Below are 23,025 nucleotides of genomic sequence, written 5' to 3'. Positions count from 1 at the left end.
ACATGTGCTCTATCCTAAAAATGCCGCTTTGAACAGGGGAATATCCATGGAAATTCAGATTTATAGCAAGCCTGCGTGTGTGCAATGTACGGCTACGTATCGCGCGCTTGATAAGCAGGGCCTTGAGTATAAGGTTATCGATATTACTGCGGAGTCTGGTGCGCAAGAAGAAGTCGAAGCGCTTGGCTATCGCCAGCTTCCTGTCGTCGTTGTAGGTGAAGATCACTGGTCGGGTTTCCGTCCTGATCGTATTCAAGCACTGGCCTAGATAGATCATTGACATGCTGGCAAATTGCTCAGAAATATCGGTAGCGGGCACGTTGGTTTATTTCTCTACCAAGTCAGGTAATACCCATCGTTTTGTAGAAAAGCTTGGTTTGGCCGCAACGCGGCTGCCGCTGAATAGAGATGAGCCTGCTGTACGCATCGACCAGCCCTTTATTTTAATTACGCCCACTTATGGCGGCGGCGGGGCGCAAGGCGCGGTGCCAAAACAGGTCATTCATTTTCTCAACGATGTACATAACCGTCATCTCCTGCGGGGGGTGATTGCAGCGGGAAATACTAATTTTGGCGATGCGTATGGTCTAGCTGGTCGTATCATTGCGAAGAAGTGTAGTGTCCCACTGCTGTATCGGTTCGAACTTTTAGGCACCGACGATGACGTCGCCAATGTCCGCAAAGGAGTAGTAGAGTTTTGGAAACGACAAGCGTAGCCACAAAAAACTCAGTCACACAAAACGGGGCAGAAGCAAAGCGGCCAACGGCGGCTTCTGAGACGCGTACTCTGGATTATCATGCGCTTAATGCCATGCTCAATCTGTACGGTGCCGATGGCGAACTGCAGCTAAGCAAAGACCGCGAGGCGGCGAGGCAGTATTTTTTACAGCACGTCAATCAGAATACGGTGTTCTTCCACTCGCTGGAAGAAAAGCTCGATTACTTGGTTGAAGAGCAGTATTACGAAGCCGAAATGCTTGCGCAGTACAGCTTTGCCTTTGTAAAAGCGCTGTTTGAACAGGCCTATGCGTACAAATTTCGCTTTCCCAGCTTTTTGGGCGCCTTTAAGTATTACACCAGCTATACCCTGAAGACGTTTGACGGCAAGCGCTACTTAGAGCGCTACGAAGACCGTGTCTGCATGGTGGCGTTGACGCTTGCACGCGGTGAAGAAGCGCTGGCCAAGTCGCTAGTTGATGAAATTATCAGTGGACGTTTTCAGCCCGCTACGCCTACCTTTTTGAACTGCGGTAAGCAGCAGCGTGGCGAGCTAGTATCGTGCTTCTTGCTGCGTATTGAAGACAATATGGAGTCGATTGGCCGGGCGATTAACTCCGCGCTGCAGCTCTCTAAACGCGGCGGTGGTGTGGCCTTTTTGCTCACCAATATTCGTGAGTCTGGCGCGCCCATTAAGCGTATAGAAAACCAGTCGTCGGGCATCATTCCGATTATGAAGTTGCTGGAAGACGCCTTTTCCTACGCTAATCAGCTAGGCGCCCGTCAGGGGGCTGGGGCGGTGTATCTTAATGCCCACCACCCGGATATCCTGCGCTTCTTGGATACCAAGCGGGAAAACGCCGACGAGAAAATTCGCATCAAAACGCTGTCGTTGGGCGTAACGATTCCGGATATTACTTTTGAACTCGCCAAGCGCAACGACGACATGTATTTGTTCTCGCCCTACGATGTAGAGCGTGTTTACGGCGTGCCGTTTGGTGATATCAGCGTCACCGAGAAGTATCACGAAATGGTGGCGGATGCGCGTATTCGCAAGCACAAAATTAATGCGCGAGCGTTTTTCCAAGTGCTGGCTGAACTGCAGTTTGAGTCGGGCTATCCGTATATTATGTTTGAAGACACGGTCAACCGGGCTAACCCGATAGCTGGCCGTATCAATATGAGTAACCTTTGCTCTGAGATTCTTCAGGTTAATACGCCCACCGAATATGACGAAGACCTTGGCTACCGCCATGTGGGCCAAGACATCTCGTGTAATCTGGGCTCGATGAATATCGCCAAAGTAATGGACGCAGGCGATATCGGTACCAGCGTAGAAATCGCTATCCGTGGCCTCACGGCCGTGTCGGAAATGAGCAATCTACGCAGCGTGCCTTCTATTGCTGAAGGCAATGCGCAGTCGCGGGCGATAGGCTTGGGTCAAATGAACTTGCACGGCTATCTGGCGCGGGAGCATATTTATTACGGCTCTGATGAAGGCTTGGATTTTACCAACCTGTATTTCTACTGCGTGGCTTTCCATGCCATCCGCGCATCTAATCGCTTAGCCATTGAACAAAGTGACACTTTTGCGGGCTTTGCAGATTCCACCTACGCCTCGGGCACGTTTTTCGATAAATACACCGATCAAGCGTGGCTGCCGCGTACTGATAAAGTGCGTGAGCTGTTTGAGAAAAGCGGGATTGTCTTACCGAGTCAGCAGGATTGGCAGGAGCTGAAAGCATCGGTCATGGCACACGGTTTGTATAACCGTAATTTGCAGGCCGTGCCGCCTACCGGGTCGATCTCTTACATCAATAACTCTACCTCCAGTATCCATCCGGTGGCGGCAAGAATTGAGATTCGTAAAGAGGGCAAGCTTGGCCGTGTTTATTATCCCGCGCCGTTCCTGAATGAAGCTAATTTTGATTATTTCCAGGATGCCTATGAAATTGGTCCGGAAAAAATCATTGATACCTACGCCGAAGCTTCGCAGCACGTTGATCAGGGCCTATCGCTGACGCTGTTCTTCCCGGATACCGCCAGTACGCGCGACATCAATAAAGCGCAGATTTACGCCTGGCGTAAAGGCATCAAAACCCTTTACTACATTCGTCTGCGTCAGAGTGCGTTAGAAGGCACCGAAGTGGAAGGCTGTGTTTCGTGTACGCTGTAACCAGCAAAGCGCTTTGCGCCCCGTGTCTATTATTGAACGCTACGTTTTGCTAACCGAGCTTTGAGAGCACTGCCATGAACACCATGCAACGTTTGTCGCGGGTTGACGCGATCAACTGGAACCGACTTCAGGATGATAAAGACCTGGAAGTCTGGAATCGCTTAACCAGCAATTTCTGGCTGCCCGAAAAGGTGCCGCTTTCTAACGATATCCAGTCGTGGAATACGCTGACTCAGCAAGAGAAGCAGCTGACAATTCGAGTGTTTACCGGCCTTACGCTGCTGGATACCATTCAAAGCAGCATTGGTGCGCCGGTGCTGATGGAAGACGCGCGGACGCCTCACGAAGAGGCGGTTTATACCAATATCGCCTTTATGGAGTCGGTGCATGCGCGCTCCTACAGCTCTATTTTCTCTACGCTTTGCGCCACGCGCGATGTTGATGATGCGTTCCGGTGGAGTGAAGAGAACCCTACGCTGCAGGCGAAATCTCAGCTGATTTTAGAGCGCTACCGCTCCGATGATCCGCTGATGCGTAAAGTGGCCAGCGTTTTCCTTGAGTCGTTTTTGTTTTACTCCGGCTTTTACCTGCCGATGTATTGGTCAAGCCATGCCAAGCTGACCAATACCGCTGACTTGATTCGTTTGATCATTCGTGATGAAGCGGTTCACGGCTACTACATCGGCTACAAGTTCCAGCAGGCATTGGCGGAAGCGACACCGGCACGACAGCAAGAGGTGAAAGATTACGCCTATGAGCTGTTGCTGGAACTGTACGATAACGAAGTGCGCTACACCGAGTCGCTGTATGACGAGGTAGGCTTGAGTGAAGATGTTAAAAAATTCCTTCATTACAACGCCAACAAAGCGCTGATGAACCTAGGGTTTGAGCCACTGTTTCCCAGCAGTGTCACTGATGTTGACCCTACTATTATGGCCGCGCTGTCACCCAATGCCGATGAGAATCACGATTTCTTCTCAGGCTCAGGCTCTTCCTACGTGATTGGTAAAGCCGTCGCCACTGAAGACGACGACTGGGCGTTTTAATCGCGCACGCTGAAAGCTAGGTTAGGCTTGCGAGACTATTATTGAAGGCGGTAACTCATCAGAGTTGCCGCTTTTTTTTATGCAAATGTTGAGCGTAAAATCGGCTAATTGTTAATGATAAATATTGTCATTAATTCTATTGGTGGTAGGCTATGCAGCGTAAGAGATGAACGCAAATCGTTCTAATACCTAATTAGTTTCTAGTCGGGCGGCAGCAGTTGCCCGCTACTCAGTGACGGAGAGTCGACGTGCTGAACAGGCCTTTCTTTGCTTTGCGTGGATGTTGGCTAGCGGGGGTGCTGGCCAGCAGCGCGCTAATGGCAAGTGATCAAGCAGTGGCTCAAGCGGCCCAAAGTGTACAAGCCCAGCAAACCCAGGCAGCTCTCCAAGAGCAGATAGATGCCGCTGATGAGCAAACGCGCTCTCAGCTAGAAGAGTTGCGTCGTTTAGAGCGTGAAAGCCAACAGTTAACGATTGATAATGCCTCCTTGGCCGGACGTTTAGCCTCAGAAGCCGAGCGTCAGCAGCGCCTTGCTACCGCGTTAGATACCCTTGAAGAAACCCGTGCAGCGCTTCCCGTGATTGAACAAAATATGTCCGAGCAGCTAAGCCAGTGGATCGAAAGTGATCTGCCATTTCTACGCGATGAGCGCCTGGCGCGCGCTGAGCGCCAGCAAGATGAGCAGGGCGCGGATACCATTGAACGTATTGGCGGGCTGCTTGAAGCGTGGCGCGTTGAGCTTAACTACGGGCGCGAAATCGACAGCTGGCGCGGCCGTTTGCAACAAGATGGGCGTGAGCGGGAAGTGGACTTCTTGCGTATTGGGCGTATCGGCTTTTACTACCTGACACCGGATGGGCGTGAAGGTGGCGTTTGGAATGCAGAAGACGCCGCATGGCAGGCCCTGGATGATTCCTATCTGCGCGAAGTGCGCAACGGGCTGCGCATGGCGGAAGACCAGCGTGCCCCTGACCTATTAACCTTGCCGCTCTCGATCAGTGCCAGTGAACCGCGGGGAGAGCAGCCATGAGCCGTTTTTGCTTAATTACTGATTACCTGTCGACGCATCGTTTAGCTCTTCATCGGTTATCTCTTCAGCGATTATCATTTCGCCGAATTGGCTATGCTTGCGCTTTAGTGGGGCTGGTAGCGGTCAGCGGCGTTTCAATGGCGCAGACTGATAGCACCACCTCGCTGCGCGAGGCTCGCGAGGCCGCCGAAACGCGTGATCAGCAGCGACTAATGGGCTTTATAGACGATCAGCAGGCATTAGCGGCTGCGCTGGAGCAGGCGCGTGCTGAGAATGAGGATGCTCAGCAGCAGTACGAAGCGCTACAGGCGCAGCAGGCAGAACAGGCACAGCAGGCCAGTGAGTTAACTGAGCGTCAGTCTGAACAGGGTGAGGCAATGTCTGGCTTACTGGCGAGTCTTGCTCAGCACAGTGCGGATGTTCGCAATGAGCTAGGCGGTGACAGCCTTCTGGCAATAAGTGAAGAGGCGCTGCCACCGCGCTTGGATAATGTGGAAGTGTTGGAGCGCCACCAGTTAGAAAACGTGGTGGACCGGCTAGCCGCATTGACCGCCAGCACAGGGCGCGCGGAGCGTCTTGAGCTAGCGGTGGCGGACGCGAATGGCGACATAGCGCCTCAAGCCGTTGTGCGGCTGGGCGATTTTGCTATTTTTAACGCGTCTGAATTGCTCCAGCGCAGCGAGGGAGACGGCGGTTTAGCGGTGTTGCCTCGTACCCCACGGCAAATTGGTGCGCTATTGCCTGCTTATTTTCAGGATGAGAGCCGTGTGTTCGCCGTTGACCCAACCCAGGGCAGCGTGCTGCAAGCGCTCGCTCAGCAGCCCAGCTTATGGGAGCGTTTTCAGCAGGGCGGCTATGTGGGATATGTCGTTGTGGTGCTAGGTATTATTGGCCTCGTGGTTGGCTTAGGGCAGTACGCGTATCTGGTGCTGGTGAGTATGCGCGTGCAGCGTCAGCGCCAATCGCTAAGCCAGCTGCAAACCAATAATCCGCTAGGGCGTGTACTGCTGCGCTTTGAGGGTATGGATAAACATCAAACCTCAGAGGCATTAGAGGCACGCTTAGACGAAGCGGTATTGGCTGAACTGCCAAAGCTTGAACGAAGCCAGCCCATGGTTAAGCTGCTGGCGGCTATTGCGCCGTTACTCGGTTTGCTGGGTACTGTGACCGGTATGATTGTGACCTTCCAGGCGATTACCGTCTTTGGTACTGGTGACCCCCAGCTAATGGCAGGTGGGATCAGCCAAGCGCTAGTTACCACCGTGCTTGGTCTCATTACAGCGGTGCCGCTGCTCTTTGTGCAGACCGCGCTTGCTGGCCGTAGCCGCTATTTAACGCACGTGATCGAAGGGCAGGCGAGTGCGACATTGGCCGACCACCTTGAGACTCACGCGCCCGCTCATACGGTGACTTAACATGTCCTCTCTTCCTCTATGGCTCGAACCCGTTGAGCGCTTGGTGGAAGCTGGCGGTGCTGTATTAGTGGTGCTAGCGGTGGTGGCCGTACTGGTTTTCGCCATGGCCATGGAACGCTGGTGGTACTACCGCATCACTTGGCGCGTGGCCCGACGTCAGCTACTGCACCGCTGGGCCGCTCGCAGCGATCACACCAGTTGGAGCGCGCGAACATTGCGCCAAGTATGGGCAGAAGCCTTGGTGGCCAAACTGCGCAAACCGCTGCCATGGCTGAAACTGCTGGTGGCGCTATGCCCCTTGTTAGGTCTGCTGGGTACGGTGACAGGCATGATCAGTGTGTTTGATAGCCTGTCGCTAAGTGAAACCCACCAGGCTCGCGCTATGGCGGACGGCGTGGCGCGAGCCACGCTGCCCACGCTGACCGGTATGGCCATTGCGGTGGTAGGGCTACTGTTTATTAGCCGCTTAGAACACGTTATTCGTCGTGAAGACCAGCGGCTGCATGATCGCTTGGCTCGGGCGTTGGAGGAAAGTGATGCGTAGACGCCGTTCTATAGATAACAATGCGGAGAGCAATGAGGTCAACCTCACTCCGATGCTTGATGTCGTGTTTATTATGTTGATTTTCTTTATCGTCACCACGAGCTTTGTCAAAGAGAGCGGTGTCGAGATTGAACGACCTGAGTCCAGTGCTGCCAGCCCACGCCCGGATGCTCAGGTGCTAGTGGCTATTTCGCCTGAGGGTGCGGTATGGGTCGACGGTAGCCCTGTCGACGTGCACCGGATTGGTCAGCAAGTTGCCGGTATGTTGAGTAAAGATGGCTCTGTCGTTATCCAGGCAGACCGCGCATCCACCACCGGACTATTGATTGAGGTCATGGACCGTTTACGTGAGGCGGGGGTCGACCAGGTAGCGGTGGCAGCGAGTCGGAGCGGGCCATGATGCGACATGGGCTGTCGTTGTTAGGCGGCGCGGTATTGGCGGTAGGCTTGTTTTGGCTGCTGGCGCAATTGGTGACGCCGCCGGAGCGCACGCCAGAAAAAATCACCATGAGCATGGCAATGAATATGGTGGAAATGCCAGACGTCGCGCCTGAGCAAGAAGCCCCAGCACCGCAACCCGCCGAGGCTGCTCCGCAGCAGGCGCCGCCTCCTATGCCGACACCAGAGCCACCGCCGGTGTCAGACAGCGCGATTAGCATGCCTGAAATTGAATTGCCGGATGAGCCTGTCGAGCCGGTTGAGATGGACAGTGAGCTACCTGAGTTGACCGAAGTGACCCCGGAGCCGACGCCAGAGCCTGCGCCAACGCCACGGCCTCAGTCGGCACCCGCGGAGCCCGCGCCTACTCAGCGTGAGGTTGCGCCTAGTGCCTCCGAAGCCGCGCCCGCCGAACGTGAAGCCGCGCCACAGGCTGAGCCTGCGCCCTCTAATGAGCCCGTGAGCGTTGGTCAGGCCACGCCGACTAGCCGGGTTAACCCCAGCTATCCATCGCGTGCGCAGCGCCGGGGCATGGAAGGTTTTGTAGAAGTGGCCTTTATGATTCGTCGTGATGGCAGCGTTGATGCATCTTCCATACGCGTCACTAACGCGCAGCCGCGCCGGGTGTTTGAAGAGGCTGCGCAGCAAGCCATTGCCCAGTGGCAATTTGAACCCAGCGATCAGTTGCGCAATGCCACCCAGCGGATCGAGTTTGAGTTGAGGTAGCGCTATGAAACGTCTGATGTCTATTGTATTACTCAGCGTCTGGTCTGCCGGAGCGCTTGCAAGCCCTGCGCTGCCGGGCGATGTTATTGCTGATCTCACTGGATTGCAGCGTCAGTTGCAGCAAGGTCTATTAAGTGATGTTGTCGAGCGGGCGACGTCGCAGGCGGAGCGATTAGTCGGCGGTAATCAGTCAGATCGCTGGGCTAGCGCGCTCTATCAGCAGCTTGCGGCCGGTGCATTGATGCGCCAGGACCAGCCAGGTGAGGCGGCCGATAGGCTGGCCATTGCCCGCGGACTAAATGGTGTTGATAGCGAGCAGGCGGCACAGTGGCTACGAGAAGAAGCGTCATTGCGTCGCGCTGCCGGTCAGCGTGACCAGGCAATTGAACTGCTTAGTGAGTGGTTGGCTAATCATCAAGATGCTGATGCTAGCTGGCAGCTAACCCGATTGCTTGCCCAGCAAGAGCGCTGGGATGAAGCCGCTGGCTGGCTTGAGACGGCGCTGGAAAAAACATCACAGCCGAGTGACGCTCAGCACACCTTGATGCTGGCCGTTTATCGAAACGCAGGGCAGAGTGAGCAGTCGCTGAGCCGTTTGCTGGATGGTTTGGATACTCAAAGCGATGCCGCTCAATGGCGAGAGGCGGCTGGGCTGGCTCAGCAGGCGGGACAGGCGAACGTTGCCGCTGGCCTATGGGACATGGCATGGCAGCTGGGTAAGCTAACGCAGCCTGAAGATCGCTGGTTGTTAATTCAGCTGCATCTTGCGGGAGGGACGCCGGCCCGGGCGGCAGAGTATCTTGAGCAGGCGCTGAGTGAAGGCGCTATTGTCCGAGAGGAATCAACGTTGCGCCTGCTGGCCAGCGCTTGGCAGCAGGCAAAGCATGTTGAAAATGCGCTGAATGCCTGGCAGGCCTTAGCGCTACATACCGAGTCCGCCGCTGATTGGCGTGCCTATGGCCAGTTAGCTTACGCCTGGGGTGATGATCAGCAGGCAAAGCAGGCTTTCACTCGAGCGTCAGCGTTGGGTGACGATGAAGCCGAGCAGTGGCTAGCCAGTTTTAGCTAAGCTTTGAGCGTTAGGTTAAAGTCGCTCCAAATCGGCGCATGATCAGAAGGACGCTCAATGCCTCGCAGGTCATAGTCAATGCCTGAGTCAGTGGTGCATTCGGCCAGCGGCTTGGTGACCAAGATGTAATCAATGCGCAGGCCGCGCTTGGGGTCTTGATCAAACGCTTTGGAGCGGTAGTCAAACCAGCTGAAGCGATTGTCGGTATGCGGATAGCAAAGACGATAGCTATCGATTAATCCCCAGGCTTTAATGCCAGTGAGCCACTCACGCTCAATCGGTTGGAAGCTGGCTTTGCCTTCGCGTAGCCAGCGCTTGCGATTAGCTTCACCAATGCCGATATCTTGGTCTTCGGGCGAAATGTTGAAGTCGCCCATCACTGCTAGCCGCTCGTCAGGTCGATGCTGTTCGTTAAGCAATCTGGCGAGCTGGCCATAAAAGCGTTCTTTATGCGGAAACTTGGTCGGGTGCGTAACGTTTTCACCCTGAGGGAAGTAGCCATTCCAGATCGTTACGGGTTCACCATCGTCAGCTAGCAGGCGTACGCCAATCATGCGCCGCTGTGCGTCCTCTTCATCATCCGGAAAGCCGTAAAAAACGTCTTGCGGCGCTTGGCGGCACATTAGGGCAACGCCATAATGCCCCTTTTGACCGTGATGAAAAACGTGATAGCCCATCGCTTCTACGTTAGCGAGTGGGAATTCGCTGTCTTGTACTTTGATTTCCTGCAGGCCAATCACATCAGGCTGCTGGGTATCGATCAGTGCCTGTAGCTGGTGAAGGCGTGCACGAATGCCGTTGATGTTGAACGAAACCAAGCGCATTACGAGTCGCTTCCTTTAGGGCTGTCAGGCTTGTCAGGATGAATAGCAATGGTTTGGCCGCTCTGCTGGCGGGCGAGCTTTTTCACCGCTTGCAGCTTGCGCTGCTGCTGCTTTTTAGCTACAAAACGCACCGAGGAAACCACCTGATCAGGGTTGTCGTGTCGCCATTTTTTGTAATCTTTGCGCCGTCCAGTACGTATAGTGACCTTGTCGGCCAGTGAGCGGGTTTTTTTCTTACGCGTCATGTCGCGCTCCTTACGTCGATTTGACGGCTATTCTAACAGGCCTTGGGCCTCCTTCGACAGCAGGACGCGCTCTTATCGCCAAGCCCTGGTACAATGCGCACTTCTTAATGCCTAACCTCCACAGCAATGGACAGATAGACAGCCTATGAGCGAGTCGGAACAGACCACAGCACCGGCCCAGAACCGCAAGCCAAAACGCCGCCGTCGGAAGCCGCGTCGTCGCCAGTCGAGCTGGGATCTTCGTCAGTTTCAGGTGCCCGCCGTGGCCGGCAAGTGGCGCTTTCATGACTTTGATCTGCCGCTGCCACTGATGCGCGCTATTCATGCCCAAGGGTTTGAGTACTGCACACCTATTCAAGCTGAGGCCCTGCGCCAGACGCTTTTAGGTGGTGACATTGTCGGCAAAGCGCAAACGGGAACCGGTAAAACAGCCGCATTTTTGATCTCAGTCATGAGCTACTTCCTAGAAGAGCCCACGCCCGATGGTCAAAAGCCGGGTGCACCACGCGCGCTGATCATTGCGCCTACCCGCGAGCTAGCGCTGCAGATTGAAAAAGATGCCAAAGCCTTAGCACGCTTTACGCAGCTCAATGTGGCCAGCGTCGTCGGCGGTATGGACTATCAGAAGCAGCGTGAGAGCCTGGGTAGCAAAATCGATATTCTGGTGGCAACGCCAGGGCGCTTACTGGACTTCCATCAAAAGCGCGATATTGATCTCAGTGAAGTCGAAGTACTGGTGCTGGATGAAGCCGACCGTATGTTGTCGATGGGCTTTATCCCTGACGTGAAGCGGATTATTCGCTACACGCCGAAAACAGAAGAGCGTCAAACGTTTCTGTTCTCGGCTACCTTTACCGACGACATTCTCAATCTCGCCAGCCAGTGGACGCTTGATCCTGCCCACGTCGAAATAGCAGTGACGGTTGAAAACCAGGCAGATATAGATCAGCGCGTTTACTTGGTGTCAGATGACGATAAGCAACGCTTGCTGGTTAATTTGCTACAGCAGGAAAGCTTTGAGCGCGTCATGGTTTTCGGTAATCGTCGTGATTTGGTGCGTAAGCTGAATGATCTGCTTAGCAAAGCTGGCGTGAGCGTGGCGATGTTGTCGGGCGATGTGCCGCAAAATCAGCGTATCAAAACGCTGGAAAGCTTTCGTGAAGGCGAAATTCAGGTATTGGTCGCAACCGATGTGGCCGGCCGTGGGATTCATATTGAAGACGTAAGCCACGTCATCAATTACACCCTGCCTGAAGATCCCGAAGACTACGTGCATCGCATTGGACGCACCGGGCGTGCAGGTGCGAAGGGCGTCTCGATTAGCTTTGTCGGAGAGGAAGATGCGTTTTCACTGCCGGAAATCGAGCAGTACATCAACGACAAGCTGCCCTGCGTACATCCGCCGGAAGGTATGCTCTAAACCGCATGCTTGATACAGCCCTAAAAGGCGAGATTCAAGACGCTTATCGTCGCGTGGTGGAAAGCCTTGGGCTAACCCCACGCTACGGGCAGCGTATGATGATCGCCGAAATTGCCCGCACCCTCGGTAATATCGAAAGTGATAGCGAGGGTAAGCGGACTAACGATACCCATGTCTGCGTGCTGGAAGCGGGTACCGGTACGGGGAAGACGCTGGCCTATTTGATTGCCGCGCTACCGATTGCTAAGGCGCGAGGCAAGCGGTTAATTGTATCGACCGCAACGGTCGCCCTCCAAGAGCAGGTGCTCAACCAGGACTTGCCTTCGCTGGCTAGCCATAGTGGCATTGCCTTTCGCTACGCATTAGCGAAAGGGCGAGGTCGCTATGTGTGCGTTGCACGTTTGGATCAAGAGCTGGAAGGCACTGACCCCAACCCAACGCTTTCGCTTTTTGAGCAGTCGTTGCAAACACAAAGTAGCGATTTTAGCGTGCTCGCTAGCGATATGGCGCAGGCATACGGCCAGGGGGAGTGGGAAGGTGATCGTGATAATTGGCCGGCGGCCATTGACGATGCGCATTGGCGCCGTTTAACGGTCGATCATCGCCAGTGCACGGGCAGGCGCTGCGGGCATTTTGGTGCCTGCGCGTTTTTCCGTTCGCGGCGCGAGCTTGAAAATGCCGACGTTATCGTTGCCAACCACGATCTTGTGCTAGCTGATTTAGCGCTGGGGGGCGGTGCTATTTTGCCCGACCCGGCAGACTGCATTTTCGTGTTTGATGAGGGCCACCACCTGCCTGAGAAGGCGCTTTCACACTTCGCGCACCGTTTTGCGGTGCATGGCTGTTTGCGCTGGTTGAAGACGTTAAGAACCAGTCTGACTGACTTGCATCAGGGGTTGGCCGTCCAGCCCACCGTCGCCCGGCTTTTGACAAGCTTGCCTGAGTTGATTCATAACCTTGAGCCTACGCTGGGTGATGTGTTTAGCGTGGGCCATCAACTGGCGGGGCGGCCGAATGGGTTAGCCGATGAAGAGGCGACACATCAACTGCGATTCGAGAAGGGGCAGATTCCGGATGCGTTGCGCGAGCAGGCCCAGCAGCTACTGGTGATGTTTGCTTCGCTGTCGCGCTGTCTTGAAAGTATCAGCGACATTTTGCGTGAAAGCCTGGACCCTGATAAGCAAACCGGCTTGGATCGCGAACAGGCCGAAACGTGGCTGCCACTTGTGGCGCTCCTGCATGGGCGGGCCTTAGAAGCTCATGCATTGTGGCAGGCATTTAGCGAGCAGGATGCGGCTAATGAGGCGCCCAGCGCTCGTTGGATTACCCTTAGCCGCGTGGCTGGAGAGCCGGAAATTGAGTTTTCGGCCAGCCCCGTTTCGGCTGCCCACACCCTGGCTAAGCATTTGTGGGGCCGCTGTCACGGCGCCGTCGTAACATCGGCAACGTTGACGGCGCTAGGTCGCTTTGAGCGCTTACAAGAGCGCGCGGGCCTGGCTAATCGCTATCGTTATCAGGCATTGCCTAGCCCGTTTGACTATGCCAACGCCGTGTTGCGAGTGCCGAAAGAAGCGACTGACCCTAGCGATAGGGAGGCTCACGAGAGAGCCATCGTCAGCTTTGTCTCTCAGTTGGCCGACAAAGAGGCTGCGCTGGTGCTGTTTTCTTCCCGTGCGCAGCTGCGCGCAGTCGATAAAGCATTGCCTGCTAGCGTTAAAGCTCGCGTATTGGCGCAGGATGCACTGCCCAAGCGTGAGTTGATCGAAAGGCATCGTGCAGCGGTTGATAAAGGCGATGGCAGCATTATTTTTGGCTTGGCTAGTTTTGCTGAAGGTATCGATCTGCCAGGCGATTATCTAACTCATGTGGTCATTACGCGCTTGCCGTTTGCTGTACCCGATGACCCGGTGGGCGCCACCTTAGCAGAGTGGATAGAGAGCCAGGGCGGTAATGCCTTTATGCGCATTAGCGTGCCCGATGCCTCTATAAAGCTGGTCCAGGCCTGTGGCCGATTGATTCGTAAAGAAAGCGATCGCGGCACGATTACTTTGCTAGATAAGCGCGTAATTACCCGCCGTTACGGGCAAGCCTTGCTGGATGCACTGCCGCCTTTTCGGCGTGAAATTGTCCAATAAAGTACCGCCGTGATGAGATTTCTGAGAGGTTTTCTTAGAGAGGCTTTTTAGCAGGGATTTTTTAGGGAGAACTGCTCAGGGAGGCGTGTTCGGAGCAGCGCTGTTAAGAAACAAAAACCCCCGCCTTAGCGGGGATTAAACGGTTTTCTTAATAAGCGCTTACTTGATTAATAGGCTTACTGGGCAATGCGCTTAGCTAGTGGAACGGTGAGTTTATCGTTCATGTGCTTGAATGCTTCTACCGTGGTGTCCCAGTCGATGCATGCATCGGTAATGGATACGCCATACTGAAGCTGGCTGAGGTCTTCGGTTAGTTTCTGATTGCCCCAGCCAATATTAGACTCAACCATTAACCCGATAATGGAGGTGTTGCCTTCCAAAATTTGGTTAGTGACGTTTTCTAGTACTAATGGCTGTAGCGCCGCATCTTTATTGGAGTTGGCGTGAGAGCAGTCAATCATGATGTTGGGTGAGAGCTTGGCTTTTTTCAGCTCTTTCTCTGCGAGTGCCACGCTTACGCTGTCGTAGTTGGGCTTGCCGTTACCGCCACGCAGTACTACATGGCCGTAGGCATTGCCGCGCGTACGAATGATGGCCACTTGGCCGGCCTGGTTAATGCCCAAGAAATTGTGCGGGCTGGCAACAGACTCAAGCGCGTTAATGGCGACATCAAGGCTGCCGTCTGTACCGTTTTTAAACCCGACGGGGCAAGAAAGGCCAGACGCCATTTCGCGGTGAGTCTGAGACTCGGTGGTACGTGCGCCGATGGCTGACCAACTGATACAGTCTTGCATGTACTGTGGCGAAATTGGATCCAGCGCTTCGGTGGCCAAAGGTAGGCCCATTTCGGCAAGATCGACCAGCAGCTTGCGTGCGATGTGCAGGCCCTCATCGATCTCAAAAGAATCGTTGAGATGCGGGTCATTAATAAGGCCTTTCCAGCCCACCGTTGTGCGCGGCTTCTCGAAGTATACGCGCATGACTATATACAGGCTGTCGCTGACTTGATCGGCCAATGTGCGTAGGCGACGAGCGTAATCCAGCGCAGCATCGACATCGTGAATTGAACATGGGCCGACAACGACCAGCAGTCGCGGGTCATTGCCATCTAGGATATTCTGGATGGTTTGGCGACCCTCAATGACGGTGCGCTCTGCTGCATCAGTAAGCGGCACTGCATTCTTGAGGGCTTCTGGTGTGGTGAGTACGTCTTGAGCGAGGACGTTAAGGTTATTAACCTGTTGTTCTGACATCTTGCTACCTGTGCTTGCGTAATGGTTGAAAAAAGTGAGGGAGCGATAAAAGTGGCGCCTACTATCGCTTGCTGAGTAGGTAAAAATCAATTGCTGTGGAACTATCGGGGGTCGAAAAGTGTCAGCCACAGGGTTTTTATGTATTCAGATTAAGCGCTTGATGCGCCGCACAGAACGCGTAACACTGGCGCCATATTGTTATAAAATGTAGCGGGTCAACGCGCTTAGATTGTTAAAAAACTTAGGTTGTTAAAAAACTTAGCTTGTTAAAAAAATATAGCTTTATCATAGAATGTGGCAACAGGTGCGGACGATACGTTCGCCGTTTACTTTCACTTATTATTAATCAATGCCCAAGGGACGCTATGCTGCTTGCTGTGAACGCCCACTGGTTAGGGCTAATAGGAATGGGGCTCGGCGCATGCCGTACGGGCTTGAGGAGCGTGTGAATGGGCACTCGGGAAACAGACCAACAGCTTGTTGAACGTGCTCAAAAAGGTGATACGCGCGCTTTCGATCTGCTGGTAAAAAAATACCAGCATAAAATTATTGGCCTAATTAGCCGCTACGTACACGATCACTCTGAAGTTCAGGATGTGGCGCAGGAGGCATTTATTAAGGCGTACCGTGCCTTAGGTAAGTTTCGCGCGGAAAGTGCTTTTTATACGTGGATGTATCGGATTGCGATCAATACGGCGAAAAACTATTTGGTTTCGCGGGGGCGTCGGCCGCCCGGTAGCGATTTAGATATTGTTGATGCTGAGATTATCGATCAAAGCGGTCGGTTGGCAGACTCTGAATCGCCAGAAGCCGCCATTGCCAGAGACCAATTAGAGGCAGCGGTCTATCAGGCAATTGATAACCTGCCCGACGATCTGCGTACCGCAATTACCTTGCGCGAGTTAGATGGCCTTGCCTATGAAGATATAGCGCAGGTGATGCAGTGTCCGGTAGGCACCGTGCGCTCACGTATTTTTCGCGCTCGCGAAGCGGTCGACGAACATATTCGCCCGCTTGTTTCCACGGCACGGAACAGTCGCGATGAATGATGGTCATAAGTAGCAAGCAATATGGCTGGCAAGGAATGCCTTCACAAGAATTAGCTTTTACTTTTTTGTGAACTGTCTGGGAAATGACGCGTCATAGAGCTGACTGCCTTGATTAGTAGGCATTGTCTTAATTGACAAGCGTCTTAATTGACAAAAGTGCTAATTGGCAAAAGATTGAAATGATGGGCCTTAAACAGCAGTTGTTAAGATTTGTTTTGGCCAGTGAAGTCGTCGGGGCGATAGTGCGTTTAACTCGCAAGCGTTGCCTCAGTACTTCTTTTAAACAGTGTGAGGGTGTGAAGTATGAGTCAAAACACACGGGAATCACTTTCGGTGTTAATGGATGGCGAGAGTGATGAGCTTGAGCTACGCCGAGTGTTGAAAGCACTGCCTAATGATGACGGTGCCGCAGAGACATGGAGGCGTTACCATTTAGCACGCAGCATGATGCAGCGTGAAAGAGGGGTTGATGTAAGTATTGATCTTTCTGCCGGCATCATGGCCCGGTTGCGCGACGAGTCCGCTCCTTCCATGGATATTGAAGAGCGTGTTGCCACGCGAAGCGGTGGGATTTCCTTCGCTCGCGGCGCAGGTGTCGCGGCCGCCGTATCGCTAATGGTGATCACTGGCGTACAGTTCTTTGGCAACGGTTTATCTGAGAGCCAGGGTGGTGGCGGTATTGCCGCATCATCACCTAATGCGACTAGCCAAGTGCAGCCGGTCAATTTAGCCGGACAGCCTGCTATGGCATCAAATGCCGATATGCCTATGTTTGAGCCAACGCCTTTTCGCATTAGTGGTCAGTCAGCTCCGAGCGGCTTGATGAATATTAGTGAAGCTGGCTTCTCTACTCAGGCAACTCAGGGCGTTAGTGCCTCGCAAGGGACTAACATCAATGTTGATCAAATCGGTATGCTGCAGTCCTACTTAGAGCAACATACTCAAAGTGCTGCTTACGGAAGTGGCGACAGCTGGATGCCGCTCATGCGTTCTTCAGCGGTAACTGAGCCGCTGGGCCAGCGCTAATTATCTGCCATCACTCGGCGGAGTACTGTTAGGTGAGTAGAGCGTGCTAAGAAACAGAGCGTTCGAATTATTAATGCCTTCCCGAGTTGGGCATGCATGGGTACTGGCACTGTCAGTCGGTATGTTTTCGCTTCAGGCACAAGCGCAAAGCGATGCCCAAGCTAATTCTGGGTATGAGTGTGCGGATACCTTGGTTTCGACACCCAGTACCGGCGCCGAGTGGCTAGAGCGTGGCTTATGGGCTAGCCACTGCTATGCTTTTCAGGCAAGAGCCGTGGCTATAGATGCCATCAATGTACGTACACTGGCGCTTTCGCATCGTATTCAAGACGGCATACGTCAGCAGGTAGTGCAGTATCTGGATGGCCCCTCAGTCAGCATCGAACGGCGTTCGCCGGTAGGCAGGCTTGCGTGGACCGAAGACAGCGGCAACGGAGGACTTTCGTCCCCTGCGAGATGGGCAGCTCACCTTGAAGAATATTATCAGATTGATCTTGAGGAAGATGCACGTGTCGCTGGTCGAGACGCCGTAAAGCTAATTTTTGAGCCTCTTGATCAATGGCGTTTTGCTCACGAGTGGTGGTTAGATCGTGAGACGGGGCTGTTGCTCAAGCACGTGCTTATTGATCAGCAGGGTCGCATTATTGAGACCTTCCAAATTACTCAGCTTCAATCGCCTCAGCAGTACACTGGAAATATCCGCGTAGATTCTCCAAAGGTTGCGCTTAGTACTCCGTGGCGCACGACCTGGTTGCCCGAAGGTTTTGTGGGCCAGCCGGTTGCCTTCTCTGGCAGCGATGTTCAGCAGCGTGTTTATAGTGACGGTTTAGCCACCGTCAGTATTTTTGTCGAACCTCTTAAGCAAGATGAAACTGGCGGCTTGCGCGAAGGTGTGCAGCAGTTGGGCGTATCTGCCGTGGCTATTGAGCATTACACTACCGACGAGGGGCGCTGGCAGTTGATTGCCATTGGCGAAATGCCGGTCACTACTCTCCAGCGAATTGCTCGCTCAATTACTTTTGATCAAGATACTGATGGTGAGAGTGATCGTGCAGATCCTTAGCGATTCAAAACAGGCCACGCAGTGATGGAAGCTGCCTGCGCCTCTCTGCTTCGCGTGGCCACGATAGTTGCCCATGTTAATGGCGGGCTTGTTGTCGAGGTGGCCGCTCAAGAAGGCTGCGAGCAGTGCGCTAGGGGCCGAGGCTGTGGGGTAGGGCTGCTGGCTCGCCAGCGTAGCCGGCAATTAGTCGTTGCGCTTCCACGGGCAGCCTCAGTCGACACCGACCAGGCAGTTGAGCAATGCTATCCATTAGGCCAACAGGTCACCATAAGCCTGCCGCGAACGTCAGTTACGCTGCTGGCTTTTTTTGTATATGCATTCCCCTTAATGGCGGCACTCTTGTTGGCTGGTTTAGTCCCGTTAGTCAGCACTGCTCTATGGCTTGCGCCACTGGTGTTTTTTGCGACCCTAATCATGTGTGCTATTAGTATGAAAGTATTATTGCGTGAGCGAAGTGAACGCTTTCGCCCGCGTTTGGTCTGTTAGTTCTCCCGCACCTCACTACGAGTTGCACGGTCTTTGATGATTATTACGTTCAGTAGGAGCTCTTGCATGAAGCGCTTGATTCTCCCTTCCACGCTCTGGGTATGCATGGTGGCTTTACTAACGGTTGGGCAGGCTGCTAGTGCCCAAAGCCTGCCGGATTTCACCGAGCTCGTTGAAGCCGCCGCGCCAGGTGTGGTGAATATCTCGACAAGCCGAACGATCCAGCGCAGCAGTTCGCCTGGATATGAAGGGTTTGGTGGACAGGAAATCCCGGAAATTTTCCGTCATTTTTTTGGAGAGAGCTTTGGTGGTAACCAGCCATCGCCCCCAGGTGGCGGGCAGGGGCGTAGCGAAGAGCGCCAGTCTTTAGGCTCGGGGTTTGTCATTAGTGATGACGGCTATGTCATGACAAACGCTCATGTCGTTCAGGATGCTGATGAAATATTGGTGCGCCTAAACGACCGTCGTGAGCTGAATGCCGAGCTGATTGGTTCTGACCCACAAACTGACGTAGCGCTACTGAAGATTGATGCAACCGATCTGCCGACATTGACCCTGGGCAACTCTGACGCACTGAAGGTAGGTGAGTGGGTGGCTGCCATTGGCTCGCCCTTTGGCTTTGATCATTCGGTCACCGCAGGTATCGTGAGTGCGATTAATCGTACCTTGCCAAGCGATGCTTATGTGCCCTTTATTCAGACGGATGTCGCTATCAATCCCGGTAATTCGGGCGGGCCGCTGTTTAACTTAAGCGGTGAAGTGGTTGGCATTAACTCGCAAATTTTTACCCGTAGTGGCGGCTTTATGGGCGTCTCGTTTGCGATTCCCATCAACGTGGCGATGGATGTGGTCGATCAGCTGCGTGAAAGTGGCCGGGTAGATCGAGGCTGGCTGGGCGTAATGATTCAGCCTGTCTCTCGCGATTTAGCAGAATCTTTCGGCATGGAAAACGCGATTGGCGCCTTGATTGCCGATCTCGATCCTGAAGGTCCTGCCGCGCAGGGGGGGTTGCAAGCGGGCGATGTGATTATTGAGGTCAATGGTGAAGAGGTCGAACGCTCTAGCTCATTGCCACGCCTGATTGGCCGTGGGGAGCCTGGTTCAGAAGTAGCGTTAACCTTGATTCGCGACGGTGAAGAAATTTCTCAGTCCGTTGAGCTGGGTAACTGGCCAGACGCTGAGGGGCAATCTGACCAAGCTAGTAGTAATAATCAGGTGCGCCTTGGGGTAACGGTGGCAGAAGTTGGCGAAGAAGCGCGCGAGCAGCTAAATATTCCTGGCGGTGTAGAGGTTCGCCAGGTTGAGCCTGACAGCGTCGCTGCTGATGCCGGCATTCGCCCCGGCGATGTGCTGGTGAGTGTTGATCATCGCAGCGTGTCCTCGTCGGACGAGCTGATGAAAATTGTCGAAGGTTTGCCCTCTGATCGCGCTATTCCAATACGTCTATTCCGCGAAGGCCGCTCGCTGTTCGTCGCGTTACGCCTAGAATAAACACCTTTTTTTCACACCTAGTCCGGCGGTTCTCGCCGGACTGCTGTTCCTATCCTGCGCATATCGCTACAATGGCGAATATCTTTTGTCGAAAATGGCCCTTTATGTTCTAACGGCAGCTGTTTTCGAGCTTTGAACTCTCGAAGCGGCCTGCTGTTGCGGCCGCTTGCGTATCACTAAGGCAGAACAGACTCGATGTCCCAAGACGTTCCCAACGGAAAGCTCAAGCACATACGTAATTTCTCTATTATTGCCCACATTGATCACGGTAAATCGACGCTCTCTGATCGTTTAATTCAGACCTGTGAAGGGTTAACTGAACGTGAGCTTAAAGAGCAAGTGCTCGATTCCATGGACATTGAGCGCGAGCGTGGTATTACCATCAAGGCTCAGTCGGTGACGCTGGATTATACGGCTGCCGATGGCCAGGTTTACCAGCTCAACTTTATCGATACGCCGGGGCACGTTGATTTCTCTTACGAAGTGTCGCGTTCGCTCTATGCCTGTGAAGGTGCTCTGCTGGTGGTAGATGCAGCGCAAGGTGTGGAAGCCCAGTCGGTGGCCAACTGCTATACCGCGATTGAACAAGGCCTGGAAGTTCTCCCTGTCCTTAATAAAATCGATTTGCCTCAGGCTGACTGTGACAAGGTTTCACAGGAAATTGAGGAGATCATAGGGCTTGATGCGACCGATGCCTGCCAGGTATCAGCCAAAAGCGGTATTGGTATTGATGCACTTTTAGAACGTCTGGTGCGCGACATTCCGCCCCCAAAAGGTGATCCGGATGCGCCGCTGCAAGCACTGATTATCGACTCTTGGTTTGATAACTATCTTGGCGTTGTATCGCTGGTGCGGCTATTTGATGGCACGCTGCGCAAAGGCGATAAACTCCGCATCAAATCGACGGGCCGCGACTGGAATGCCACCGAAGTGGGTGTGTTTACGCCCATGCGTAAGCAGACTGATATTCTGCGTGCCGGTGAAGTCGGCTTTGTTGTGGCCGGTATCAAAGAGATTCACGGCGCGCCTGTGGGCGATACCATTACCCACACTAAAACACCCGATGTAGAACGGTTGCCCGGTTTCCAGAAAGTTAAGCCGCAGGTTTACGCCGGTATGTTCCCGGTGAGTGCGGATGATTACGAAGATTTTCGTGACGCCCTGGAAAAGCTTGCGCTTAACGATGCCTCGCTTGCCTATGTGCCTGAAAACTCAGATGCATTGGGTTTTGGTTTCCGGGTAGGCTTTCTTGGTACGCTGCACATGGAAATCGTTCAGGAGCGGCTTGAGCGTGAGTATGATATTGATCTGCTCACCACCGCGCCGACCGTTGTCTATGAGCTGGCGATGAAAAATGGCGACCTTAACTACGTCTCCAATCCGTCTAAATTGCCAGATATGGCCGATGTTGATGAAATGCGCGAACCGGTAGTGCGCGCTAATATTTTGGTTCCTCAGGAGTATGTTGGCAATGTCATTACGGAATGCGAACAGCGCCGTGGTACTCAGCTAGACATGCAATTTCTGGGTAACCAGATTCAGCTGGCTTACGAATTGCCAATGTCGGAAGTGGTCATGGACTTCTTTGACCGTCTGAAGTCGATCTCCAAAGGCTATGCATCGCTTGAGTATAACTTCGAGCGCTTTGAGATGGCTAAACTGGTGCGCCTTGATGTGCTTATTAATGGCGATAAAGTAGACGCGCTAGCGGTTATTATCCACCGCGATCACGCCCATCATCGCGGACGTTTGCTGGTGGAGAAGATGAAAGAACTGATCCCACGGCAGATGTTTGACGTAGCTATTCAGGCCGCTATCGGTGGCCAGGTCGTGGCACGTTCAACGGTAAAAGCGCTGCGTAAAAACGTAACGGCTAAATGTTATGGCGGCGATGTTAGCCGTAAAAAGAAACTGCTCGAGAAGCAGAAAGCAGGTAAGAAACGCATGAAACAGGTAGGGCGCGTGGAAATCCCTCAGGATGCCTTCCTTGCTGTGCTCAAGGTTAACGACTAGGAAAGAATACCACCCATGGATTTTTCATTACTTCTGGTACTCGCCGTTGCGCTTTCGGGCGTTATTTACCTACTCGATGTGGTGCTGTTAAGGCCTAAACGTCGCCAGCGTGTTGCGACAGCTGATGCCAATACCCAGGAAGGGTTAGACGAACCCACCCGTGAAAAGCTGCTGAAAGAACCGTGGCCCGTCGATTACGCCCGTTCGTTTTTTCCGGTGCTGTTGATCGTGCTCGTAGTGCGTAGTTTTATTGTTGAGCCGTTCCAGATTCCCTCGGGTTCAATGCGGCCTACGCTCGAAGTGGGCGACTTTATCCTGGTCAATAAATTTGCCTACGGCCTGCGGTTGCCGGTGGTGAATACCCGTTTTATCGAAGTGGATGACCCCGAACGTGGCGATGTGATGGTATTTCGCTTTCCTGACGAGCCCTCGGTGAATTTCATCAAACGCGTGGTGGGGTTGCCGGGAGATCGCATTCGTTATGAGGGCAAGCAGCTTTACATCAACGGTGAGCCGATTGCTAAAGAGTTGACTGAAGAGGGCCCTGAGGCCTCTCCTGAACAGCTACTGTTAGCAGAAACGCTAGGCGACGCTGACCACTTTGTTTATAACAACCCGCGCGACCCTGGCCCGCAAATGCGTGAAGTGGAAGTGCCTGCAGGGCACTATTTCATGATGGGTGACAATCGTGATCATTCCAACGACAGCCGCTATTGGGGCTTTGTGCCGGAAGAGAATATTGTTGGTCGTGCCTTTGCGGTATGGATGCACTGGGACGGCGGGTTGCCGAGTTTTACCAGCGTGCGGCGCATTGAATGAAGGTTTTGCTTACGTTGAGTTTAGTCAGTTATGTCACTT

22 protein-coding genes are annotated in these 23,025 nt (G+C 53.6%); 19 read left to right on the top strand and 3 right to left on the bottom strand.

All coding sequences use genetic code 11. The features are described 5' to 3' along the window. Nucleotides 1–46: 46 nt before the first annotated feature. From nrdH to CIK78_RS12430, 10 genes are all read left to right on the top strand, one after another. Complete coding sequence (nrdH, locus tag CIK78_RS12475) at nucleotides 47–268, top strand: glutaredoxin-like protein NrdH (RefSeq protein WP_096280553.1); 222 nt, start codon at nucleotides 47–49, stop codon at nucleotides 266–268. Between the two features lie 13 nt (nucleotides 269–281). Further along, entirely contained in the window at nucleotides 282–716 is a 435-nt protein-coding gene (gene nrdI / locus CIK78_RS12470) for a class Ib ribonucleoside-diphosphate reductase assembly flavoprotein NrdI (RefSeq protein ID WP_096280550.1), read from the top strand. A 71-nt stretch (nucleotides 717–787) separates the two neighbouring features. Beyond that, nucleotides 788–2,893 (top strand): class 1b ribonucleoside-diphosphate reductase subunit alpha, encoded by a 2,106-nt coding sequence (gene nrdE, locus CIK78_RS12465; RefSeq protein ID WP_217990309.1) that lies wholly within the window; start codon nucleotides 788–790, stop codon nucleotides 2,891–2,893. A gap of 74 nt (nucleotides 2,894–2,967) precedes the next feature. Further along, nucleotides 2,968–3,939 carry a class 1b ribonucleoside-diphosphate reductase subunit beta gene (gene nrdF, locus CIK78_RS12460; RefSeq protein ID WP_096280544.1) on the top strand — a complete coding sequence of 324 codons (972 nt, stop codon included), beginning with the start codon at nucleotides 2,968–2,970 and terminating at the stop codon, nucleotides 3,937–3,939. A gap of 248 nt (nucleotides 3,940–4,187) precedes the next feature. After that, the gene (locus tag CIK78_RS12455) at nucleotides 4,188–4,970 is read left to right on the top strand and encodes a DUF3450 domain-containing protein (protein ID WP_096280540.1); all 783 of its coding nucleotides are present in this window, start codon (nucleotides 4,188–4,190) and stop codon (nucleotides 4,968–4,970) included. Next, nucleotides 4,967–6,385 carry a MotA/TolQ/ExbB proton channel family protein gene (locus CIK78_RS12450; RefSeq protein WP_096280537.1) on the top strand — a complete coding sequence of 473 codons (1,419 nt, stop codon included), beginning with the start codon at nucleotides 4,967–4,969 and terminating at the stop codon, nucleotides 6,383–6,385. The genes CIK78_RS12455 and CIK78_RS12450 overlap by 4 nt, the downstream gene beginning before the upstream one ends. Nucleotide 6,386: 1 nt before the next feature. Further along, on the top strand, nucleotides 6,387–6,929 hold the full coding sequence (locus CIK78_RS12445) for a MotA/TolQ/ExbB proton channel family protein (RefSeq protein ID WP_096280534.1): 543 nt from the start codon (nucleotides 6,387–6,389) through the stop codon (nucleotides 6,927–6,929). Then, a complete protein-coding gene (locus CIK78_RS12440) occupies nucleotides 6,922–7,329 on the top strand; it encodes a biopolymer transporter ExbD (RefSeq protein ID WP_096280532.1) in 408 nt (135 codons plus the stop codon). Before CIK78_RS12445 ends, CIK78_RS12440 begins: the two co-directional genes overlap by 8 nt. Then, nucleotides 7,326–8,093: a TonB family protein gene (locus CIK78_RS12435; RefSeq protein ID WP_096280529.1), complete on the top strand. Its 768-nt coding sequence runs from the start codon at nucleotides 7,326–7,328 to the stop codon at nucleotides 8,091–8,093. Before CIK78_RS12440 ends, CIK78_RS12435 begins: the two co-directional genes overlap by 4 nt. A 4-nt stretch (nucleotides 8,094–8,097) precedes the next feature. Then, a complete protein-coding gene (locus tag CIK78_RS12430; RefSeq protein ID WP_096280526.1) occupies nucleotides 8,098–9,162 on the top strand; it encodes a tetratricopeptide repeat protein in 1,065 nt (354 codons plus the stop codon). Here CIK78_RS12430 and xthA read toward each other — a convergent pair. Both xthA and CIK78_RS12420 read right to left on the bottom strand, forming a co-directional pair. Beyond that, complete coding sequence (gene xthA, locus CIK78_RS12425; RefSeq protein ID WP_096280523.1) at nucleotides 9,159–9,986, bottom strand: exodeoxyribonuclease III; 828 nt, start codon at nucleotides 9,984–9,986, stop codon at nucleotides 9,159–9,161. The genes CIK78_RS12430 and xthA overlap by 4 nt on opposite strands. Beyond that, the gene (locus CIK78_RS12420) at nucleotides 9,986–10,231 is read right to left on the bottom strand and encodes a hypothetical protein (protein ID WP_096280520.1); all 246 of its coding nucleotides are present in this window, start codon (nucleotides 10,229–10,231) and stop codon (nucleotides 9,986–9,988) included. Before CIK78_RS12420 ends, xthA begins: the two co-directional genes overlap by 1 nt. Nucleotides 10,232–10,376: 145 nt before the next feature. Between CIK78_RS12420 and rhlB the strand changes: the two genes are divergently transcribed. Both rhlB and dinG read left to right on the top strand, forming a co-directional pair. Then, nucleotides 10,377–11,651 carry an ATP-dependent RNA helicase RhlB gene (gene rhlB, locus CIK78_RS12415; RefSeq protein ID WP_096280517.1) on the top strand — a complete coding sequence of 425 codons (1,275 nt, stop codon included), beginning with the start codon at nucleotides 10,377–10,379 and terminating at the stop codon, nucleotides 11,649–11,651. 5 nt (nucleotides 11,652–11,656) lie between these two features. After that, nucleotides 11,657–13,786 carry an ATP-dependent DNA helicase DinG gene (gene dinG, locus CIK78_RS12410; RefSeq protein ID WP_096280514.1) on the top strand — a complete coding sequence of 710 codons (2,130 nt, stop codon included), beginning with the start codon at nucleotides 11,657–11,659 and terminating at the stop codon, nucleotides 13,784–13,786. 176 nt (nucleotides 13,787–13,962) lie between these two features. Here the strand turns inward: dinG and CIK78_RS12405 are convergent, their stop codons facing one another. After that, entirely contained in the window at nucleotides 13,963–15,039 is a 1,077-nt protein-coding gene (locus tag CIK78_RS12405; RefSeq protein WP_096280511.1) for a 3-deoxy-7-phosphoheptulonate synthase, read from the bottom strand. Nucleotides 15,040–15,488: 449 nt separating this feature from the next. On the opposite strand from CIK78_RS12405, the gene rpoE reads away from it, so the two are divergent. From rpoE to lepB, 7 genes are all read left to right on the top strand, one after another. Continuing rightward, nucleotides 15,489–16,088, top strand: a complete 600-nt coding sequence (rpoE, locus tag CIK78_RS12400) for an RNA polymerase sigma factor RpoE (RefSeq protein ID WP_096280508.1) — start codon at nucleotides 15,489–15,491, stop codon at nucleotides 16,086–16,088. A 303-nt stretch (nucleotides 16,089–16,391) separates the two neighbouring features. Next, nucleotides 16,392–17,114 carry a sigma-E factor negative regulatory protein gene (locus CIK78_RS12395; protein ID WP_096280504.1) on the top strand — a complete coding sequence of 241 codons (723 nt, stop codon included), beginning with the start codon at nucleotides 16,392–16,394 and terminating at the stop codon, nucleotides 17,112–17,114. A gap of 73 nt (nucleotides 17,115–17,187) precedes the next feature. After that, nucleotides 17,188–18,177, top strand: coding sequence for a MucB/RseB C-terminal domain-containing protein (locus CIK78_RS12390; RefSeq protein ID WP_096280502.1), 990 nt, complete (start codon nucleotides 17,188–17,190; stop codon nucleotides 18,175–18,177). A 24-nt stretch (nucleotides 18,178–18,201) separates the two neighbouring features. Then, on the top strand, nucleotides 18,202–18,663 hold the full coding sequence (locus CIK78_RS12385; protein ID WP_096280500.1) for a SoxR reducing system RseC family protein: 462 nt from the start codon (nucleotides 18,202–18,204) through the stop codon (nucleotides 18,661–18,663). A gap of 66 nt (nucleotides 18,664–18,729) precedes the next feature. Beyond that, a complete protein-coding gene (locus tag CIK78_RS12380) occupies nucleotides 18,730–20,154 on the top strand; it encodes a DegQ family serine endoprotease (protein ID WP_096280498.1) in 1,425 nt (474 codons plus the stop codon). A gap of 195 nt (nucleotides 20,155–20,349) precedes the next feature. Next, entirely contained in the window at nucleotides 20,350–22,167 is a 1,818-nt protein-coding gene (lepA, locus tag CIK78_RS12375) for a translation elongation factor 4 (protein WP_096280495.1), read from the top strand. A gap of 15 nt (nucleotides 22,168–22,182) precedes the next feature. Beyond that, entirely contained in the window at nucleotides 22,183–22,986 is an 804-nt protein-coding gene (gene lepB / locus CIK78_RS12370; RefSeq protein WP_096280492.1) for a signal peptidase I, read from the top strand. Nucleotides 22,987–23,025: the final 39 nt, after the last annotated feature.

The sequence above is a fragment of the Halomonas sp. JB37 genome (assembly GCF_002332255.1).
Lineage (GTDB): Bacteria > Pseudomonadota > Gammaproteobacteria > Pseudomonadales > Halomonadaceae > Vreelandella > Vreelandella casei.
This window is presented reverse-complemented; position numbering and strand designations above follow the sequence as displayed.